A 14,776-nucleotide genomic window follows, 5' to 3' on the forward strand; every position below is an offset into this window, starting at 1 on the left:
TATGGCCCTCATCATCAGTGACGAAACGCTTTCAAAGGCTAAAACATCTGCCGATGAATTACTCATCGATGTGGCATGCTACCTGTATGATAAAAAAAGGATGAGTATGGGACAGGCTCGCCATTTGACAAGTCTTGATCAAATGAGCTTTCAAAAGGAGCTAGCGAAGCGAGATATTAATATTCATTATTCTGAAGAGGACTTAAATAGTGATCTCAAGAATCTTGGAATTGATCTATGACCGTCGTTTGCGACACGTCATCAATTTCTAATCTTCTGCAAATAGGTCTTGTAAGTATTTTGCACACACTCTATGGGCGAGTTTTGATCACTCCTGCTGTGCAAGGAGAGTTAAGGGCATTCTCAGATCATGGTGAACAGATAGACCAATTTAGTTGGATAAATGTAAGGGCACCAGAAAACCGTGAGATGTTAGCTCAATTACTCGAAATGCTCGATTTGGGAGAGTCTGAGTCCATTATTGTGGCAATCGAAAGTAATGCAAACTACCTGATCATTGATGAATATAAAGGAAGAAAAATAGCTGAATTGTACGGGGTCAAAATATCTGGAATACTTGGGGTTTTGATTCAGGCTAAAATGCAAGGTTTGATTTCATCAGTCCAAGAAAATATTAAGAAGCTCGTGGAGATTGGATTCAGGCTTGATAAATCACTTGTGGAAAGGGTTCTTAAGAGCCTCGGTGAAGTGCAGGGCGATTAAATCTTAGCTTCAAAAGAGTATTAAAAAGGCTCCGATCTCCCGGAGCCTTTCAATTTATCTTTCTCCAAACCATTAAAGAGGTTGCTATGTGTTGTCTGGCAGGGTAACCCCCTTTGGTCGATTAGTTCTTATACGCCTTGTCCAAAAACACGTACCGGGCGTCGTCTTTTGCATCTACTGCTTTTGATTCCACATCGATGATCATGACAGGAGGCGTCGTATCTTTGGCTTCGGCAGCTGGCCAGTTGGGCACGCCTTCACCATTGGGGTTGCCAGTTTTAATGAAGTTAGCAAAGAAGTTTTCCATGGTTTCTGACACTTTGAAGTCATCAGGCGTCCAGGCGTAATCGTCGACCAGGTAAAGGTTGCCCATGCAGTACTCAATTTCTGGGGCGTGGAATCTGATGAAGGTTTGGCTGTATTTCAGCTTTATGCTTCTGCTGGACCGATCCTTTGTTAATATGTACCTATTTTTATATTTTTGGTACACGTATGATAAACATGGGACACGCAGCACCATATTCGCCGCTTGCAAAACTTCCTCCTCCATTGGCATTAGTTGAAACGATGGATGTGTTGAGGCAAACCAGCAAGGCCGCTGCGGCTTTGGCTGAGCTAAAGGGTATTGCCGATTCTATTCCTAATCAGTCTATGTTGGTGAATGCAATAGTTCTTCAGGAGGCAAAAGACAGCTCCGAGATAGAGAATATTATCACCTCTCAGGACGACCTATACCGGGCGCTGACAGCGAGTAGCTCTATTGTATCAGTGCAAACTAAGGAAGTTGTTAACTATAGAAAGGCCATACTCCAAGGGTTTGATTTGGTGCAAAGGCAAGGGTTCTTGCGAGTCAATGATATTGTGTCCTTGCAACAGAAATTGGTGGAGAATATGGCTGGGATAAGAAGTACTCCTGGAACTGTGCTAAAAAACGACAAAACCGGCGAAGTTGTTTACACACCACCACAAGACAAGCAGGAGATTCTGAATCTTCTGGACAACTTTATCGAGCATTTCAATTTGTCCGGCCAAAAGCTTTCTCCATTAATTCAGCTTGCCATTCTTCATCACCAGTTTGAGAGTATTCATCCATTTTATGATGGAAACGGCAGGGCTGGGCGGATTCTAAACATCCTCTATCTCATTTTAAATGGGTTGATAGACACGCCCATTTTGTATCTAAGCTCTTATATTATTAAGCATAAAGTCGAGTATTATCGACTACTAAATCTGACTAATAAAACAGGGGAATGGGAGGAATGGATATTGTTCATGCTGAAGGCTGTGGAAGAAACCGCCAGACAAACAATTGCAAGAATAAAAGAAGTGAGGTTGCTTCTGAGCGAAACCATTGAAGAAGTGCAGAAAAAGGCACCTAAGATATATCGAAAAGAGCTTGTTGAACTGCTGTTTGAGCAGCCCTACTCCAAAATAGAATTTGTAGTGAAGGTGCTGAATGTTGAAAGGAAAGCGGCATCAAGATACCTCAGGGAGCTTGAGGCCGTTGGTATTCTTGAGTCACGTGTAATTGGACGTGAGACTATCTACGTGAACAAGGCTTTGCTGGAAGTTCTGAGTCAATAAAAAGGCTCCGATCTCCCGGAGCCTTTCAATTTATCTTTCTCCAAACAATTAAAGGGGTTACTATGTGTTGCCTGGCAGAGTAACCCCCTTTAATCGCTTAGTTCTTATACGCCTTGTCCAAAAACACGTACCGGGCGTCGTCTTTCGCATCTACTGCTTTTGATTCCACATCGATGATCATAACCGGAGGCGTGGTGTCTTTGGCTTCGGCAGCTGGCCAGTTGGGCACGCCTTCACCGTTGGGGTTGCCAGTTTTGATGAAGTTGGCAAAGAAGTTTTCCATGGTTTCTGACACTTTGAAGTCGTCAGGCGTCCAGGCGTAGTCGTCGACCAGGTAAAGGTTGCCCATGCAGTACTCAATTTCTGAGGCATGGGAAGCGCCAACTGGTTCTGGCATTTTCGGTGCATTTTCATCTTTCTTCACAGTGCCACCCGCCAAACCTGAAGCAAGCGTTTGGTCTCTTAGCGGAGGCCTCACTCTGCTGAACAGGTAGCGATACACCGGCTGGTTGCTATTTTTTCTGTGCAGGTCAAACCACTTCCAGGTGCTGTAGGAAATGAATCTGTCGGAAGCCAGTGCGGTGGCTGAAAGCTCGATCTCTTTTTCTGATCCATAAGGATAGAGCTTTAGCACTTCTTTGTGGTCGTCCGGATATACTTCCTTCACTTTGGCCACATAGCTTTCTTCGTTGTAGGGTTTGCCCTGCATAAAGGCACCACCTGGAATTTCCGCAGAGTTCCAGCCCAGCAATAAAGGCACCATGGCCTGCTCTTTGGCGTTGAAAATCTGAGGGATAGTCTTAGGATAGAAGTACCCGTCGATCACTGTAGGGAAGCCGAAGCGTCGGGATGCCTGGTAAATCTCATATACTTCTTTGGTGCTAAGGGCTCTCAGCTCTTTCAGTGTTGGGTAACCAGCTTTTTGCGCAAACTCCAGTCCCGTTTTTTCGGCTTCAGCCAGGGGAACCGGCGAAAGAGTAGGGTTGATGCCCGCACCGCTTTCGCCTATGGCACCGGCAATCAGGTTTTTGGAAAGGGGAGAGGCCATTTGTGCACTCACCGAAATAGAACCTGCCGACTCGCCAGCGATGGTCACTTTCTTAGGGTCGCCACCAAAAGCAGCGATGTTTTTCTGTACCCACTTGAGGGCAGCGTTCTGGTCGAGCAAGCCATAGTTGCCTGATCCTTTGTAAGGCGACTCAGCACTCAACTCCGGGTGAGCAAAGAAGCCAAAGATGGCCAGACGGTAGTTGACAGTCACTACTACAATGCCCTTTTTGGCCATGCTGGCTCCATCGTAGCGTGGCTCAGAACCATCGCCCGCTACAAAGCCGCCACCGTAGAAGTACACAAGCACAGGCAGACCGGTTTCTTTAGCTTTAGCGGGTGACCACACGTTCAGGTAAAGGCAGTCTTCGCTGATGCCGTCGGAGCGGAAGTTCATGTCGCCGAACACTGCTGCCTGCACGGCACGTGGGCCAAATTTCTTGGTTTGCCTCACACCACTCCAGTTGTCAACTGGCTGCGGCGCCTTCCACCTCAGGTCACCAACAGGTGGTTTGGCGAAGGGAATGCCGAAGTACATTGATAAGCTGGTAGTCACATCGTAGTTGCCTTCGATGGTGCCATTTTCAGTTTTTGCTTGTACTGGAAAACTATTGTTTTTCTGTGCCATGGTTGTAGCGCTGATCAAACATAGCCACCCCATGAGTAAGGTGAGTTTTTTCATATGTTAGTAGGTGTTTTATTATTGTCTCAATTTGAAACAATAATAAAAGAAGTTTTGGATAACTCCTATTAATTGCCAATTATTGGGAGTGATGAATCAGTGTTGTGGCTATGTTGTGCCCACTGCGAGGTCAGCAGCCGGGCTGGTGGCACGACATTTTACACTCTCAATGCTCAAATGAATCCAAAGGAATTCCTTCCTCATATTGCGTACGACTCGGTGATCTTCGGTTTTTCCGGCGACAAGCTGAAGATTCTAATCATGGAATACCACAATACCAGGCTGTTTGCTCTGCCTGGTGGTTTCGTGAGAACCAATGAGGCACTTAACGATGCCGTGAGGAGGGGGCTGAAGGAGCGGACGGGACTCGACGACATTTTTCTGGAGCAGTTCTATACCTTTGGCGACATGGCCCGTTTCAAACCTGAGGTGATGAAAACGATCATGCAAGGCCTCAACGACAAAGTGCCCGACAACCACTGGCTGCTTGATCGTTTCATTTCGGTGGCCTACTACGCACTCATCGACTACAAACAGGTGGTGCCCCGGCCTGACGCCATTTCTGATTCGTGTACCTGGTACGACGTGGACAGTTTGCCAAAACTGATTTTAGATCATCAAAAAATTGTCGACAAAGCACTTCAAACCCTCAGGCAAAACCTCGACCACAAGCTGACCAACCTGCTACCTGAGAAGTTTACGATGAAAGAACTACAGTCAGTGTATGAGGCCATTCTTGGTGAAAAGTTACGCCGCACCACTTTCCAGCGGAAGTTGCTGGCGTCGGATCTGCTGGTGCGGCATGAGAAGCTGTACAATGGAGGAGCGCACAAAGCGCCGTTTCTTTATTCGTTTGCAAGAAGTGGGGGTTTGGAGAGTTGAGGAATTGGGTATTGGACAATGATGTACCAAATACCATTATTCGCTGCAAAGATGGTATGAAAGGTGTCGGTACGGCAAGAGGGCAAAAGGGAGGGGCCGTCAGACGCCAATCAGCATCCCAGGCGTCTGACGGTTTCCTTCGCTGATAGCCTATGCTACCGTGCCGACGCCTTTGCCATTACAGCGTTTCCCCAACAAATTCCACAAACCTTTCCACTTCCGCTTTCGAGTTGTAGATATGCGTCGATACCCGAATGGCGTCGAGATGGCTTTCGGGCACTACCCGCAGTCTGAAGCCGGCTTTGGCACCCAGGGTATTGAACTCCCGATAGCCAATATTTTTCGGTTTGAATGTAACCATGCAGATCCTCGACTGCTTTTCGGCAGGGGTAAGGATGTCGAGCTTTGTTTTGAGTCCCGAAAGCCCTTCGAAGAGCAGACTCGATAATTCCCTTACCCTTTCCTCTATTTTTTGTTTGCCTACCAAAGTGTGGAAATCGGCTGAAGCAGCAGCACCCATGTACATAGGTGTACTTTGGGAGCCGTAGTCGTAACGATGGGCAGTGGGCACATAGGCAGCCATACTGGGCGGGTTACTGTACAAATCCCAGCCTGTGTCGGAATAGGCACCTACCTGATATGCCTGCAAAGTGTCGAGCAGCTCTTCCCTTACATAAAGAAACCCTGTGCCATTCGGCCCAAGCATCCATTTGTGGCACGACGTAGCATAGAAGTCGCAGCCGAGTTCCTTCAGGTTCAGGTTGAAAGTACCTGCACCATGCGCTCCATCAATAGCCGTGAAAATGTTTTTGCTGCGGGCCCAGGCAGCAATCTCTTTGATGGGCAGCACAAGGCCGGTGGTGCAAGTAATATGGGGGATGGCAATCACCCTGGTTTTGGATGTCACCAATGCTTTTATTTTACTGAAGTTTTCGTCTGCGGTGAGCCCCGGTTCGAATGGCTTGAGTACAATACCATGCAGTTTGGCCCGGTTGAGCCAGGGTAATGCATTGCCCACATGCTCGTGCAGGGTGACGATGACTTCATCTCCTGCTTTGAGCGGCAATCCCCAGGTAACGATGTTGATGCCTTCTGTGGTGTTGTGCGTCAGGCTGAGTTCTTCGGTTTTTACGCCGGCATAGGCTGCCAGCACTTCTCTTGCTCTGTCGGTATGGCCGTACTCGCCGGTACCATTGGTTTCGTCGAGGTACTTTTTTATGGTGTCAAGTACCGGAGTTGGCGACGGACCAAAGGTGCCGTTGTTGAAGTAAACCCGCTTGTCTTGTAGTGGGAAGGCTTTTCTCAATTCCGTCCAGTAGGCTTCGCCTTCAGCTGTTGGGAATTGGAAAGAAGCTGGTGCAGTTGACAGGAATGGTATGGCGGAGATACCGATGGCACTTTTGGAGGCTTGTTGAAGAAAGCTGCGTCTATTACTCATAACCCCTAAGTTGTATTCCTTATTTAAAACAGACAAGGCTTTATTTTTATAAGGCCTGGTTGGAAGGGCGATAAAATCGCCAGTCTCATTCATGCCGGTTGCAAAAGGGTAGGATGGGTTTTAATCCACAAAAGTCTCCTTTAATACCCTTTTTACCTCAGTAATTTCATTTGAAGCCAATTTGCCCAGCAACCGAATGACCCGTTGCTTGTCAATAGTTCTTATCTGATCCAGTACAATCCACCCCTCCGTTTTATCATGATTGACCCGCACCCTCGTTGGGTAGTTTTTTGATGTTGAGGTCATCGGCGCAATTGTTACAGTACGAATGTTGAAATTCAGTTCATTAGGCGATATGACGACGCAAGGTCTTGTTTTTTTGATTTCACTTCCCACCGTAGGATCAAGGTTGACGAGAACGATGCTGTATTGACTTAATTCCATTCGTCGAAGTCTTCTTCAGCCAATACATCGTCGATCAAAAGCTTATCGTCACCTTCTTTCGCCATTTCTTTAAAGGCATTGTCCCAACCTTTTCTGGGTTGCCGGATAGGCCGTAGCACGATCTGATCCTTTTCAAATATCAATTCCACTTCATCAGTGATTTGGTATTGCTCGAGCACTTGCTTGCTTAGCCTAAGCCCTTTTGAGTTACCTATTTGAATAATAGAAGCCTTCATAATGATGTTATGTAATTACAAAGTTATTACATTCCTTGAAAACATTCAAATGATATCTAACCAGGATTGAAAAGGCGATACAATCGCCAGTTTCACTCCTGCCAGTTGCAAACGGGTAGGAATGAGAGTAAGTGGCTAACCCGGTTATTTATTCTCAAACGATTTATCAGGATAAGCAGGCACCGGCGGCACGGGCCTTGGGTCTTCCTTGATCTTCAGTTGCAAGAATTCTATCGCTACTTTCAGCTGAGCATCTTCGCCTTCGAAGGTTGCATGGGGCAGGTTGTCGACCACAATGTCCGGCTCAAAGCCATGGCCCTCCACCAGCCACTTGCCTTCCGGCCCATAAACGCCCATCATGGGTGCACGAGCAATGCCTCCATCGCTCAATGTGTTGACCCCACTCAGCCAAATTTCCCCACCCCAGGTGCGGGTACCAATGGCTGTGCCCAGCTCCAGCCTTTTGAAACCGTCAGCAAATGATTCCCCATCGGAGGCTGTGTTTTGATCCACTAATATCACGATATGTCCCCTGAAGGCATACTGCATATTCCAGTAGGGTTTGCCTGATCGGCTTTTCCAGTACATCCAGGCTTTTCTCAACAGCTTCTCCAGTACAAAGCTTTCGATATTGCCACCCCGGTTGTGGCGCACGTCTATGATCAGGCCTTGTCGGTCAAATACGGGATAAAACTCCCGGTACCACTGCTCAAGGTCGTTGCTGCCCATGGCTTGCAAATGCACATAGCCCACGCTTTTGGCTGTGGCGTTGTCTACCTCCAGCCTTCTGGAATATTCCCAGTCCCGGTAGCGCAAGCTGTATGGATTGGCCATCGGCACCACAATCACATCTTTTTCGGCAGTGCCACGCTTCACGCTCATCCTCACCTGCTTGCCAGCCTGGTTGCGGATCAGCTCTCCAATGTCCAGAGCGTTTAAGGCTGCCTTGCCGTTCACACTTGTGATGATATCACCCACTTTGATGTCGAGGTAGGGGTCGTCCAGTGGCGACTTTTCGTCAGGATAATCGGGTTCAGCTTTGTAGATATAGTCGATGCTATAACCGCCATTGTTGTCGTCTCTCGAACAGATCGCCCCAAGACTGGCCACGACCACATCCAGCTTGTCTTCCCTCGTATCTCCGCCTCTTACGCTGGTGTGCAGGGCGGAAAGCTCACCAACAAAGCGTCCAATCAGGTCGGAAAGCTCTTCTCTGGTAGTAACCCTATCCACGAGGGGCAGGTATTTGCCATGCATGGCATCCCAGTTGACGCCGTGCATGTTTTTGTCGTAGAAGTAGTCCCTTTCCATGCGCCATGCGTCGGTGAAAATCTGCTCCCAGTCTTCTTTGGGTGTAATGGCAAACTTCCAACCGCTTAGGTCGATCTTCTTATCGTTCAAGTCAGTCACCTTGCCAGTGCCTGCTTCAACCATGTAGTAATTCCTTTGTTTTACCACCAGCATTTTCTCGCCGTTTCCAGTCAGGTTGAAGCCGTTGATGTCTTCGATCATCGTGACTAGCCTGGGGTCGTCGTTGGTGATCTTTACCACACCGAGATGAGTTTTGGCACCCACCCCTGTTTCGCTGCTCAGCAGGTAAAGGCCTTTCTTTGTCACTTCTAGTCCTCTGTAATTGCCTGGGCTCACGGGCACTTCTTCAATTCTTTCGGCTATGCCGTCTTTGTCTATTTTTACAGCAACCGCAGGCTTGGCTTCCTCTTTCTTATCACCTTCCTTACCCTCAGGTTTGTCTGTTTTTACCGCTAATTCATCCTCTGGCCGGAAGGGTGACCTCGTGCCTTTTTGCAGGGCAATATGGTAAATTTTTTCGCTGGCATCGAAGTAGGGCTCGGGTTGCCTTGCTCCCCAGGGTGAGCCAACCAACGTGGTAAAGCTCCGATCCGATAAGAAGTAGATGAACTTGCCGTCGGGACTCCAGGCAGGCCAAAGGCTGTTGGCTCTGTCGGTGGTAATAGGAAAGGTATCGCCGGTATCAACATTGGATACAAATATTTGATCCATGGTATTGTCGGCCGACTGTACGAAGGCTATCCATTTGCTGTCGGGAGACCACGAAAACATGCCGATGCCTTCTTCGCTGGTTGAGATTCTTTTGCTAACCCCCGTTGCCAGGTTCAGGACAAACATATGCCGCTCCAGGTCGTCGTAAGCCAGCCACTTTCCGTCGGGCGAAGGCGTCCCTTTGTATCTTAGAACGGTGCCGTCTTTCGTGATAGCTTTATGGGCACCAATGCCATTGGCAGGCATACTGATAAATTCAAATTCACCACTTTCGTCGGAAAGGGTGTAAATATTCTTGCCGTCGGCGGAGAAAACGGCATCTCTGTACCGAACGTCTTTTTTGTCGGTGAACTCCACGGTTCTGCCCGATTTCAGCGGGACAGCGAACACCCGCCCCCTGGCTGTGATTACAATTTTGTTTCCTTCTTTGTCGGGTGAAACAGAACTGATATACTGAGCCGGATTGTCTACCCATCTTTCTCTGAGCTGATCCAGGTCTGTGGGAATCCTGATGTCGATTTTGGTTTGGGTGTTGTCAGGAATGTTGTAATGCCAGATGTCGGCGCCCCATTGGTAAACAATTTGGCCGTTGTGGAGGCCAGCATCCCGAACGTCAAAGTCTTTGTGAGTAGTGTGCTGTGTTAGGTCTGTACCACTTTCATCTGTCGACCAGATGTTCATCGTGCCGTCACGGTCTGTGATGAAATAGACACGCCCGTTGTACCACATGGGGTGATGGCTTTCACCTGCATAGCCGAGCGTAAGCTGAACTGCCTCCGGGCTTCCTTCAGTATATTTCCAAATCTGACGGGCGGTGCCCCCTTTGTACCTCTTGGTCACATTGCCGTGGTACGATGGTCTTACGAAGTACACTGTTTTGCCTGTGGCGTCGAACGACGCTTCGCTGGCTTGCGCAAGTGGCACTCTCGACTTTTTTTTGGTGGCAGGGTCAATAGTTACCAGCTGACGATCAGGAAGGGTAGCGTAGGCCCGGGTGTCGTACACCACCTTTCCGTCGGGCGTCCAGCAGTTCATAGTGGAGGCATCGCTCTCATAAGTCCAGCGGCTGGGTAAGCCGCCGGAGATGGGCATGGTGTAAATCTCCTGCGGCCCTTCGTAGCTGGCGGAAAAGGCAATGGTGGTGCCGTCGGGAGAAATGGCCGCATCGGTTTCTTCTTCAGCATGAGTGGTGAGTCGTTGTGCCAGCCCACCTGTGAGCGGCACCGTCCAGATGTCTCCCTCAGCGGTGAAAACGACTGTGTTGTTGTGGATATTGGGAAAGCGGTAGTAGCCTTCAACGCCCTGGGCAAAAAGAGCAGTTTGTAGGAGAAGTAGGGAAAGTGCTAAAAAAGAGAATAGCTGCTTATTCAATTGGGGCTTCATAGGAATGGTCTTTTTGGGTTGAATGTAACAAGAACTCTAATCTGGAAAATACAGGGTGTCCAGTATTTAAATGCCTTTTGGAGGCTGCATTACGCATTATACAACGTGACAATTTAGTACTTTCAATCAGAAAGCATTCTCCATTTATGTATTTGAATGCCTCTTTACAGCGCTTGACCCGACTACTGCAATACCTCTTTCAAAAACGCCACCATCTTATCAGTAAACTCTGGCTTGTCATACTCCTGCGTGCCATGGCCAGCGCCATACACCACTTCAAACTGCACCTTCACGTGATTTGCCTCGCAAGCACCCACCAGCTCCAGCGACTGGTTGATCGGTACCTGAATATCCTGTTCACCATGCGCAATGAATATCGGTGGGTCGGTAGGATCAACCTGATAAACAGGGCTGGCCAGCTTTGCCAGGTCTGGTACTTGTTCTACGGGTTTGCCCAGCAGGAGAGCCAGTGCTGGTGCCCGCACACTGATGCCATGGGGCGTCGATTGACTTAGTATAGTGATGAAGTTGGCAGGGCCGTACAGGTCAATTGTCGCTTGCACGTCGGAGCTTGTGGTCAGGAAGTCGCCAAGAGTACCTTCCAGTTCCTTGTTTCCGTTGGTAGTGCCGATTAATGCAGCCAGGTGCCCACCTGCGGAGGAGCCCGCCACGATAATTTTGTCAGACCTGTACCCATATTTTTTGGCGTTAGCCCTCAGGTAGCGAATGGCAGCCTTGACATCGTGCGCCATGGCCGGAAAGGGTGCCTCCACGCTCAGTCGGTAGTCGACGCTTGCCAGGGCATAACCATTTTCGAGCAGCCCTTTGGGTGGGTTTTCTTTTGAACCCGAATGCCAGGCACCTCCATGCACCCACACCACAAGGTAAGGGTTAGATGAGTTTTCCGGCAGGTAAATATCGACCAGCAGGTTTCTGTCCCCTGATGTTGCATAAACAAGGCCTGTGTACTGCTGTCCGACAACCAGCTGCGTGGATAGAAGCAGCAGTGCTGCTATCAGGGTTGTTTGTGTGGTGTGCTTTGTCATGATGTTGCGGGCTGGCAGTTCAGTTCTATTTTTGGATGGAACTTACAGGAAAACAGCCGCTATCGCCTCTTCTGCTATTCTTTCATCTTCCGATTCGGTGAGTCCGCTGATGCCGATGCCGCCAATTACTTTGTCATTTTGAACAATTGGGAGGCCACCACCAAAGCCGGTAATGCCAGTATCGGTCCAGTAGCCTTGTTCACGATTGACGGTGCGCATAAATTCTCCCATGGACCTGGTTGACTTCCAGTCCCTGGCGCTGGTGTATGCCTTACTTTGGGCGATTTGGGCTGTGGCTGGATTGGCGCCGTCCATGCGAAGAAAGGAGATGAGTTCCCCTTCCGTACCGGATATGGCCACAGCGATGTTTTTATCAATTTCTTTGGCCAGCTCTACGGCTTTTGCAACGAGCTTGAGGGCTTCTTCCGCACTTACTTTCTGAATCGTATGCATTTACACTTAGTGAGTTTAAGTTATTCGTGTCTGTTATGGGTTAAGCCCTGAAAATAGGCATAATATTAAACTTTTGCCCGGGGCTTTGAGCCAAAGGTGTGTGGGGCGTGCCACCGGCCTGCCATTGAGCCGACCGGATTTTCATTATCAGCCTGAAGTGGTTATTATTGTCTGAAACGATATTTTTCACAAGTCATCAATAACAATGACACAGCAAAAAGTTAGATGGGGCATTATCAGCACCGCCAAAATAGGAATGACCAAGGTGATACCTGGCATCCAAAAAAGTGAGTTTTGCGACGTAGTGGCGATCAGCTCCAGAAACCAGTCTGCTGCTGATGAGGCGGCTAAGAAACTGGGCATACCGAGGGCTCATGGCTCCTACGAAGCGCTGCTGGCCGACCCTGAGGTAGACGCCATTTACAACCCATTGCCCAATCATTTGCATGTGGAATGGACGATCAAGGCCATAGAAGCTGGCAAACATGTGCTTTGCGAAAAGCCGGTGGGCATGAATGCCAAAGAAGCTGAGCGATTATTGGTGGTAAGCAAAAAGCATCCCCAGCTCAGGGTAATGGAGGCCTTTATGTATCGATTCCATCCGCAGTGGGTGAAGGCAAAAGAGCTTGTGCAATCAGGCGCTATCGGAGATGCTAAAGTAGTGCAGTCTTTCTTTTCTTATTACAATGTCGACCCTAACAATGTCCGCAACCAGGCCGATATTGGTGGCGGAGGACTGATGGACATCGGCTGCTATTGCATTTCGTTTCCCAGGTTCCTTTTTGGTGAAGAACCAACACAGGCTGTCGGCCTTTTGGATTTTGATCAGGTGATGAAGACCGACAGAATAGCTTCCGGGCTGCTCGATTTTTCAGGTGGAAAATCAGCCACTTTCACCTGCTCCACGCAACTCATGCCGTACCAGCGTTGTATTGTGTTTGGTACCGATGGCTATGTGGAAATTGAAATACCCGCCAATGCACCGCCCGACACTCGCTGTCGGATCTGGCTGGTCACAAAAGAAAAAAGGGAAGAAATCATGCTCCCTGTTGCTGACCAGTATACTTGCCAGGCAGATGTTTTTGCGAAGGCCATTCTCGACAACAAGCCAGTACCGACGCCGCTGGAAGATGCCGTTGACAATATGAAAGTGATTGACGCCATTTTCGAAAGTGGTAAAAGCAAAAGTTGGGTGACGATTTGATCACCCACTTTTCGGCTAAGCCTTCACTAACATTTTACCAGTATTGTGTCCTTTAAACAAGCCCAATAGTGCTGTTGGTAGCTGATCGAATCCATCAATAATCGTTTCAGTCGTTTTTAGTTTGCCCTCTTTCACCCATTGAGTCAGGTGTTTGAAACCTTCCGGGTATTTGTCTTGAAAATTGAAAACGATAAAGCCCTGCATAAGCACGCTTCTCGTAAGCAGCATAGGCTGTAAGCGAGGGCCGGTAGCCATTTCAGTATTGTTGTACAGCGAAATCTGCCCGCACAGCGGAATGCGAGCGTGAAAGTTGATATTGCTGATGACTGCATCTGAGATAGGGCCTCCCACGTTGTCAAAATAGATATCGACCCCATTGGGGCACGCCTCTTTTATGGCCAATCGCATGTTGGGAGTGGTTTTATAATTGATCGCTTCGTCAAAGCCAAACTCCTTTTTGATCATAGCCACCTTTTCATCTGTGCCGGCGATGCCCACTACTCTACAGCCATGGATTTTGGCAATTTGGCCAACGAGCACTCCCACTGCGCCGGCAGCACCAGATACCACAACTGTTTCCCCTTCTTTCGGCTTCCCAATATGCATAAGACCGAAATAGGCCGTGAGTCCGGGCATTCCCAAAATACCCAGGTAGTAGCTGGCAGGTGCAATCGTCGTGTCAACTTTCCTTAATTCCTTCTCATTCGCAACGATGAGCTGTGCCCACGAAAGCATGCCGAGCACCACATCTCCTTCTTTGAAAAGGTCAGACTTGCTGGAAATCACCTTGGCTACTACGCCGCCGTAAAAGGGCTTGCCTACCTCAAAGGGTGGGGCATACGACCTGGCATCACTCATACGGCCACGCATGTAGGGGTCGACCGAGTAGTACAATCCCTGCAGAAGTACCTGGCCTGTTTGAAGTGCGGGCACCTCTGTGGTTTCAAACCTGAAAGTGTCTTTGGTGGGGGTGCCAACGGGTCTGGCGGCCAGAACGATTTGTTGCGTAGTCATGAGTGAGTGTTTGAAGGTAAAGGTATAAGAAAAGCGGTGATTCGATGAACGCTCACCCACTTACTGAAACTTCAGTTCTTGAACAGTCCAGTGGGATTATGCTTTTTGGTGATCGTATTCACCAAAAAGCATAACTATCGGTGATTACGATCACCAAAAGTCATGTTTTGTACCCAAAGCATATCCAACGATTGGCCTCCACTGAAAACGGCAGGATATTGTAGTCGTTTAAATTTTTTCTATCTTCTCCCTTGTAAGTTCACCGGGATTGTTTCCTGTGTTAACCGTTGCAGCAGGCTCAAACAGCATCACGGAAACTTCTTTTTCAGCCACTGGCCGGTGCTCCACGCCTCTGGGCACAATAAGGAATTCATTTTCGTGGATCATGATCGTTTTATCCCTGAACTCCATTTTCAGCTCCCCTTTGATTACGTAAAACAATTCGTCTTCGTCGTCGTGCTTGTGCCAGACAAACTCACCCTGGAGTTTGGCCAGCTTTACATGCTGACCATTAAGCTCGCCCACAATGCGTGGGTGCCAGTGGTCAGAGAATAGAGAGAACTTTTGATTGATATTGACCAGGTTATTTTTCATCAGAAAAGTTGGAGACCGGTTTCT

The 14,776-nt window shown here is 48.5% G+C and carries 15 protein-coding genes; 5 read left to right on the forward strand and 10 right to left on the reverse strand.

Annotation, left to right across the window (positions count from 1 at the left end; genetic code table 11):
• Position 1 precedes the first annotated feature (1 nt).
• Together ACMVP2_RS18660 and ACMVP2_RS18665 are read left to right on the forward strand one after the other, a co-directional pair.
• Positions 2-241 (forward strand): UPF0175 family protein, encoded by a 240-nt coding sequence (locus ACMVP2_RS18660; RefSeq protein ID WP_416864592.1) that lies wholly within the window; start codon positions 2-4, stop codon positions 239-241.
• Between the two features lie 98 nt (positions 242-339).
• On the forward strand, positions 340-723 hold the full coding sequence (locus tag ACMVP2_RS18665) for a DUF3368 domain-containing protein (protein WP_416864593.1): 384 nt from the start codon (positions 340-342) through the stop codon (positions 721-723).
• Positions 724-844: 121 nt separating this feature from the next.
• On the opposite strand, the gene ACMVP2_RS18670 is transcribed toward ACMVP2_RS18665, so the two are convergent.
• A complete protein-coding gene (locus ACMVP2_RS18670) occupies positions 845-1,279 on the reverse strand; it encodes a carboxylesterase family protein (protein WP_416864594.1) in 435 nt (144 codons plus the stop codon).
• Here ACMVP2_RS18670 and ACMVP2_RS18675 point away from each other — a divergent pair.
• Positions 1,225-2,307, forward strand: coding sequence for a Fic family protein (locus ACMVP2_RS18675; RefSeq protein WP_416864595.1), 1,083 nt, complete (start codon positions 1,225-1,227; stop codon positions 2,305-2,307). The genes ACMVP2_RS18670 and ACMVP2_RS18675 overlap by 55 nt on opposite strands.
• 97 nt (positions 2,308-2,404) lie before the next feature.
• Here ACMVP2_RS18675 and ACMVP2_RS18680 read toward each other — a convergent pair whose 3' ends face one another.
• Positions 2,405-4,036, reverse strand: a complete 1,632-nt coding sequence (locus ACMVP2_RS18680) for a carboxylesterase/lipase family protein (RefSeq protein WP_416864596.1) — start codon at positions 4,034-4,036, stop codon at positions 2,405-2,407.
• Between the two features lie 177 nt (positions 4,037-4,213).
• Here ACMVP2_RS18680 and ACMVP2_RS18685 point away from each other — a divergent pair, with 177 nt between their 5' ends.
• Positions 4,214-4,918 carry an NUDIX hydrolase gene (locus ACMVP2_RS18685; protein ID WP_416864597.1) on the forward strand — a complete coding sequence of 235 codons (705 nt, stop codon included), beginning with the start codon at positions 4,214-4,216 and terminating at the stop codon, positions 4,916-4,918.
• A gap of 178 nt (positions 4,919-5,096) precedes the next feature.
• On the opposite strand, the gene ACMVP2_RS18690 is transcribed toward ACMVP2_RS18685, so the two are convergent.
• From ACMVP2_RS18690 to ACMVP2_RS18715, 6 genes are all read right to left on the reverse strand, one after another.
• Positions 5,097-6,356 (reverse strand): aminotransferase class V-fold PLP-dependent enzyme, encoded by a 1,260-nt coding sequence (locus ACMVP2_RS18690; RefSeq protein WP_416864598.1) that lies wholly within the window; start codon positions 6,354-6,356, stop codon positions 5,097-5,099.
• Positions 6,357-6,476: 120 nt separating this feature from the next.
• On the reverse strand, positions 6,477-6,800 hold the full coding sequence (locus ACMVP2_RS18695) for a type II toxin-antitoxin system PemK/MazF family toxin (protein ID WP_339794974.1): 324 nt from the start codon (positions 6,798-6,800) through the stop codon (positions 6,477-6,479).
• Entirely contained in the window at positions 6,791-7,036 is a 246-nt protein-coding gene (locus tag ACMVP2_RS18700; protein ID WP_339794976.1) for an AbrB/MazE/SpoVT family DNA-binding domain-containing protein, read from the reverse strand. Before ACMVP2_RS18700 ends, ACMVP2_RS18695 begins: the two co-directional genes overlap by 10 nt.
• A 144-nt stretch (positions 7,037-7,180) precedes the next feature.
• Positions 7,181-10,441 carry a S41 family peptidase gene (locus ACMVP2_RS18705; RefSeq protein WP_416864599.1) on the reverse strand — a complete coding sequence of 1,087 codons (3,261 nt, stop codon included), beginning with the start codon at positions 10,439-10,441 and terminating at the stop codon, positions 7,181-7,183.
• A gap of 182 nt (positions 10,442-10,623) precedes the next feature.
• The gene (locus ACMVP2_RS18710) at positions 10,624-11,487 is read right to left on the reverse strand and encodes an alpha/beta hydrolase fold domain-containing protein (RefSeq protein WP_416864600.1); all 864 of its coding nucleotides are present in this window, start codon (positions 11,485-11,487) and stop codon (positions 10,624-10,626) included.
• A gap of 42 nt (positions 11,488-11,529) precedes the next feature.
• Entirely contained in the window at positions 11,530-11,940 is a 411-nt protein-coding gene (locus tag ACMVP2_RS18715) for a GlcG/HbpS family heme-binding protein (RefSeq protein WP_416864601.1), read from the reverse strand.
• Positions 11,941-12,145: 205 nt separating this feature from the next.
• Here ACMVP2_RS18715 and ACMVP2_RS18720 point away from each other — a divergent pair, with 205 nt between their 5' ends.
• Positions 12,146-13,144, forward strand: coding sequence for a Gfo/Idh/MocA family protein (locus ACMVP2_RS18720; RefSeq protein WP_416864602.1), 999 nt, complete (start codon positions 12,146-12,148; stop codon positions 13,142-13,144).
• 15 nt (positions 13,145-13,159) lie between these two features.
• Here ACMVP2_RS18720 and ACMVP2_RS18725 read toward each other — a convergent pair whose 3' ends face one another.
• Positions 13,160-14,158, reverse strand: coding sequence for an NADP-dependent oxidoreductase (locus ACMVP2_RS18725; RefSeq protein WP_416864603.1), 999 nt, complete (start codon positions 14,156-14,158; stop codon positions 13,160-13,162).
• Positions 14,159-14,386: 228 nt separating this feature from the next.
• Positions 14,387-14,752: a cupin domain-containing protein gene (locus ACMVP2_RS18730; RefSeq protein WP_416864604.1), complete on the reverse strand. Its 366-nt coding sequence runs from the start codon at positions 14,750-14,752 to the stop codon at positions 14,387-14,389.
• Positions 14,753-14,776: the final 24 nt, after the last annotated feature.

Origin of the sequence: Imperialibacter sp. (assembly GCF_048007035.1) — a bacterium.
GTDB lineage: Bacteria > Bacteroidota > Bacteroidia > Cytophagales > Cyclobacteriaceae > Imperialibacter.

What these genes read in the sequence shown, in the direction of transcription:
- ACMVP2_RS18700 (WP_339794976.1), bottom strand. Translation starts at nt 7,036, where the DNA reads ATGAAGGCTTCTATTATTCAAATAGGTAACTCAAAAGGGCTTAGGCTA.
- ACMVP2_RS18675 (WP_416864595.1), top strand. Translation starts at nt 1,225, where the DNA reads ATGGGACACGCAGCACCATATTCGCCGCTTGCAAAACTTCCTCCTCCA.
- ACMVP2_RS18725 (WP_416864603.1), bottom strand. Translation starts at nt 14,158, where the DNA reads ATGACTACGCAACAAATCGTTCTGGCCGCCAGACCCGTTGGCACCCCC.
- ACMVP2_RS18670 (WP_416864594.1), bottom strand. Translation starts at nt 1,279, where the DNA reads ATGCCAATGGAGGAGGAAGTTTTGCAAGCGGCGAATATGGTGCTGCGT.
- ACMVP2_RS18710 (WP_416864600.1), bottom strand. Translation starts at nt 11,487, where the DNA reads ATGACAAAGCACACCACACAAACAACCCTGATAGCAGCACTGCTGCTT.
- ACMVP2_RS18690 (WP_416864598.1), bottom strand. Translation starts at nt 6,356, where the DNA reads ATGAGTAATAGACGCAGCTTTCTTCAACAAGCCTCCAAAAGTGCCATC.
- ACMVP2_RS18680 (WP_416864596.1), bottom strand. Translation starts at nt 4,036, where the DNA reads ATGAAAAAACTCACCTTACTCATGGGGTGGCTATGTTTGATCAGCGCT.
- ACMVP2_RS18695 (WP_339794974.1), bottom strand. Translation starts at nt 6,800, where the DNA reads ATGGAATTAAGTCAATACAGCATCGTTCTCGTCAACCTTGATCCTACG.
- ACMVP2_RS18685 (WP_416864597.1), top strand. Translation starts at nt 4,214, where the DNA reads ATGAATCCAAAGGAATTCCTTCCTCATATTGCGTACGACTCGGTGATC.
- ACMVP2_RS18720 (WP_416864602.1), top strand. Translation starts at nt 12,146, where the DNA reads ATGACACAGCAAAAAGTTAGATGGGGCATTATCAGCACCGCCAAAATA.
- ACMVP2_RS18730 (WP_416864604.1), bottom strand. Translation starts at nt 14,752, where the DNA reads ATGAAAAATAACCTGGTCAATATCAATCAAAAGTTCTCTCTATTCTCT.
- ACMVP2_RS18705 (WP_416864599.1), bottom strand. Translation starts at nt 10,441, where the DNA reads ATGAAGCCCCAATTGAATAAGCAGCTATTCTCTTTTTTAGCACTTTCC.
- ACMVP2_RS18660 (WP_416864592.1), top strand. Translation starts at nt 2, where the DNA reads ATGGCCCTCATCATCAGTGACGAAACGCTTTCAAAGGCTAAAACATCT.
- ACMVP2_RS18715 (WP_416864601.1), bottom strand. Translation starts at nt 11,940, where the DNA reads ATGCATACGATTCAGAAAGTAAGTGCGGAAGAAGCCCTCAAGCTCGTT.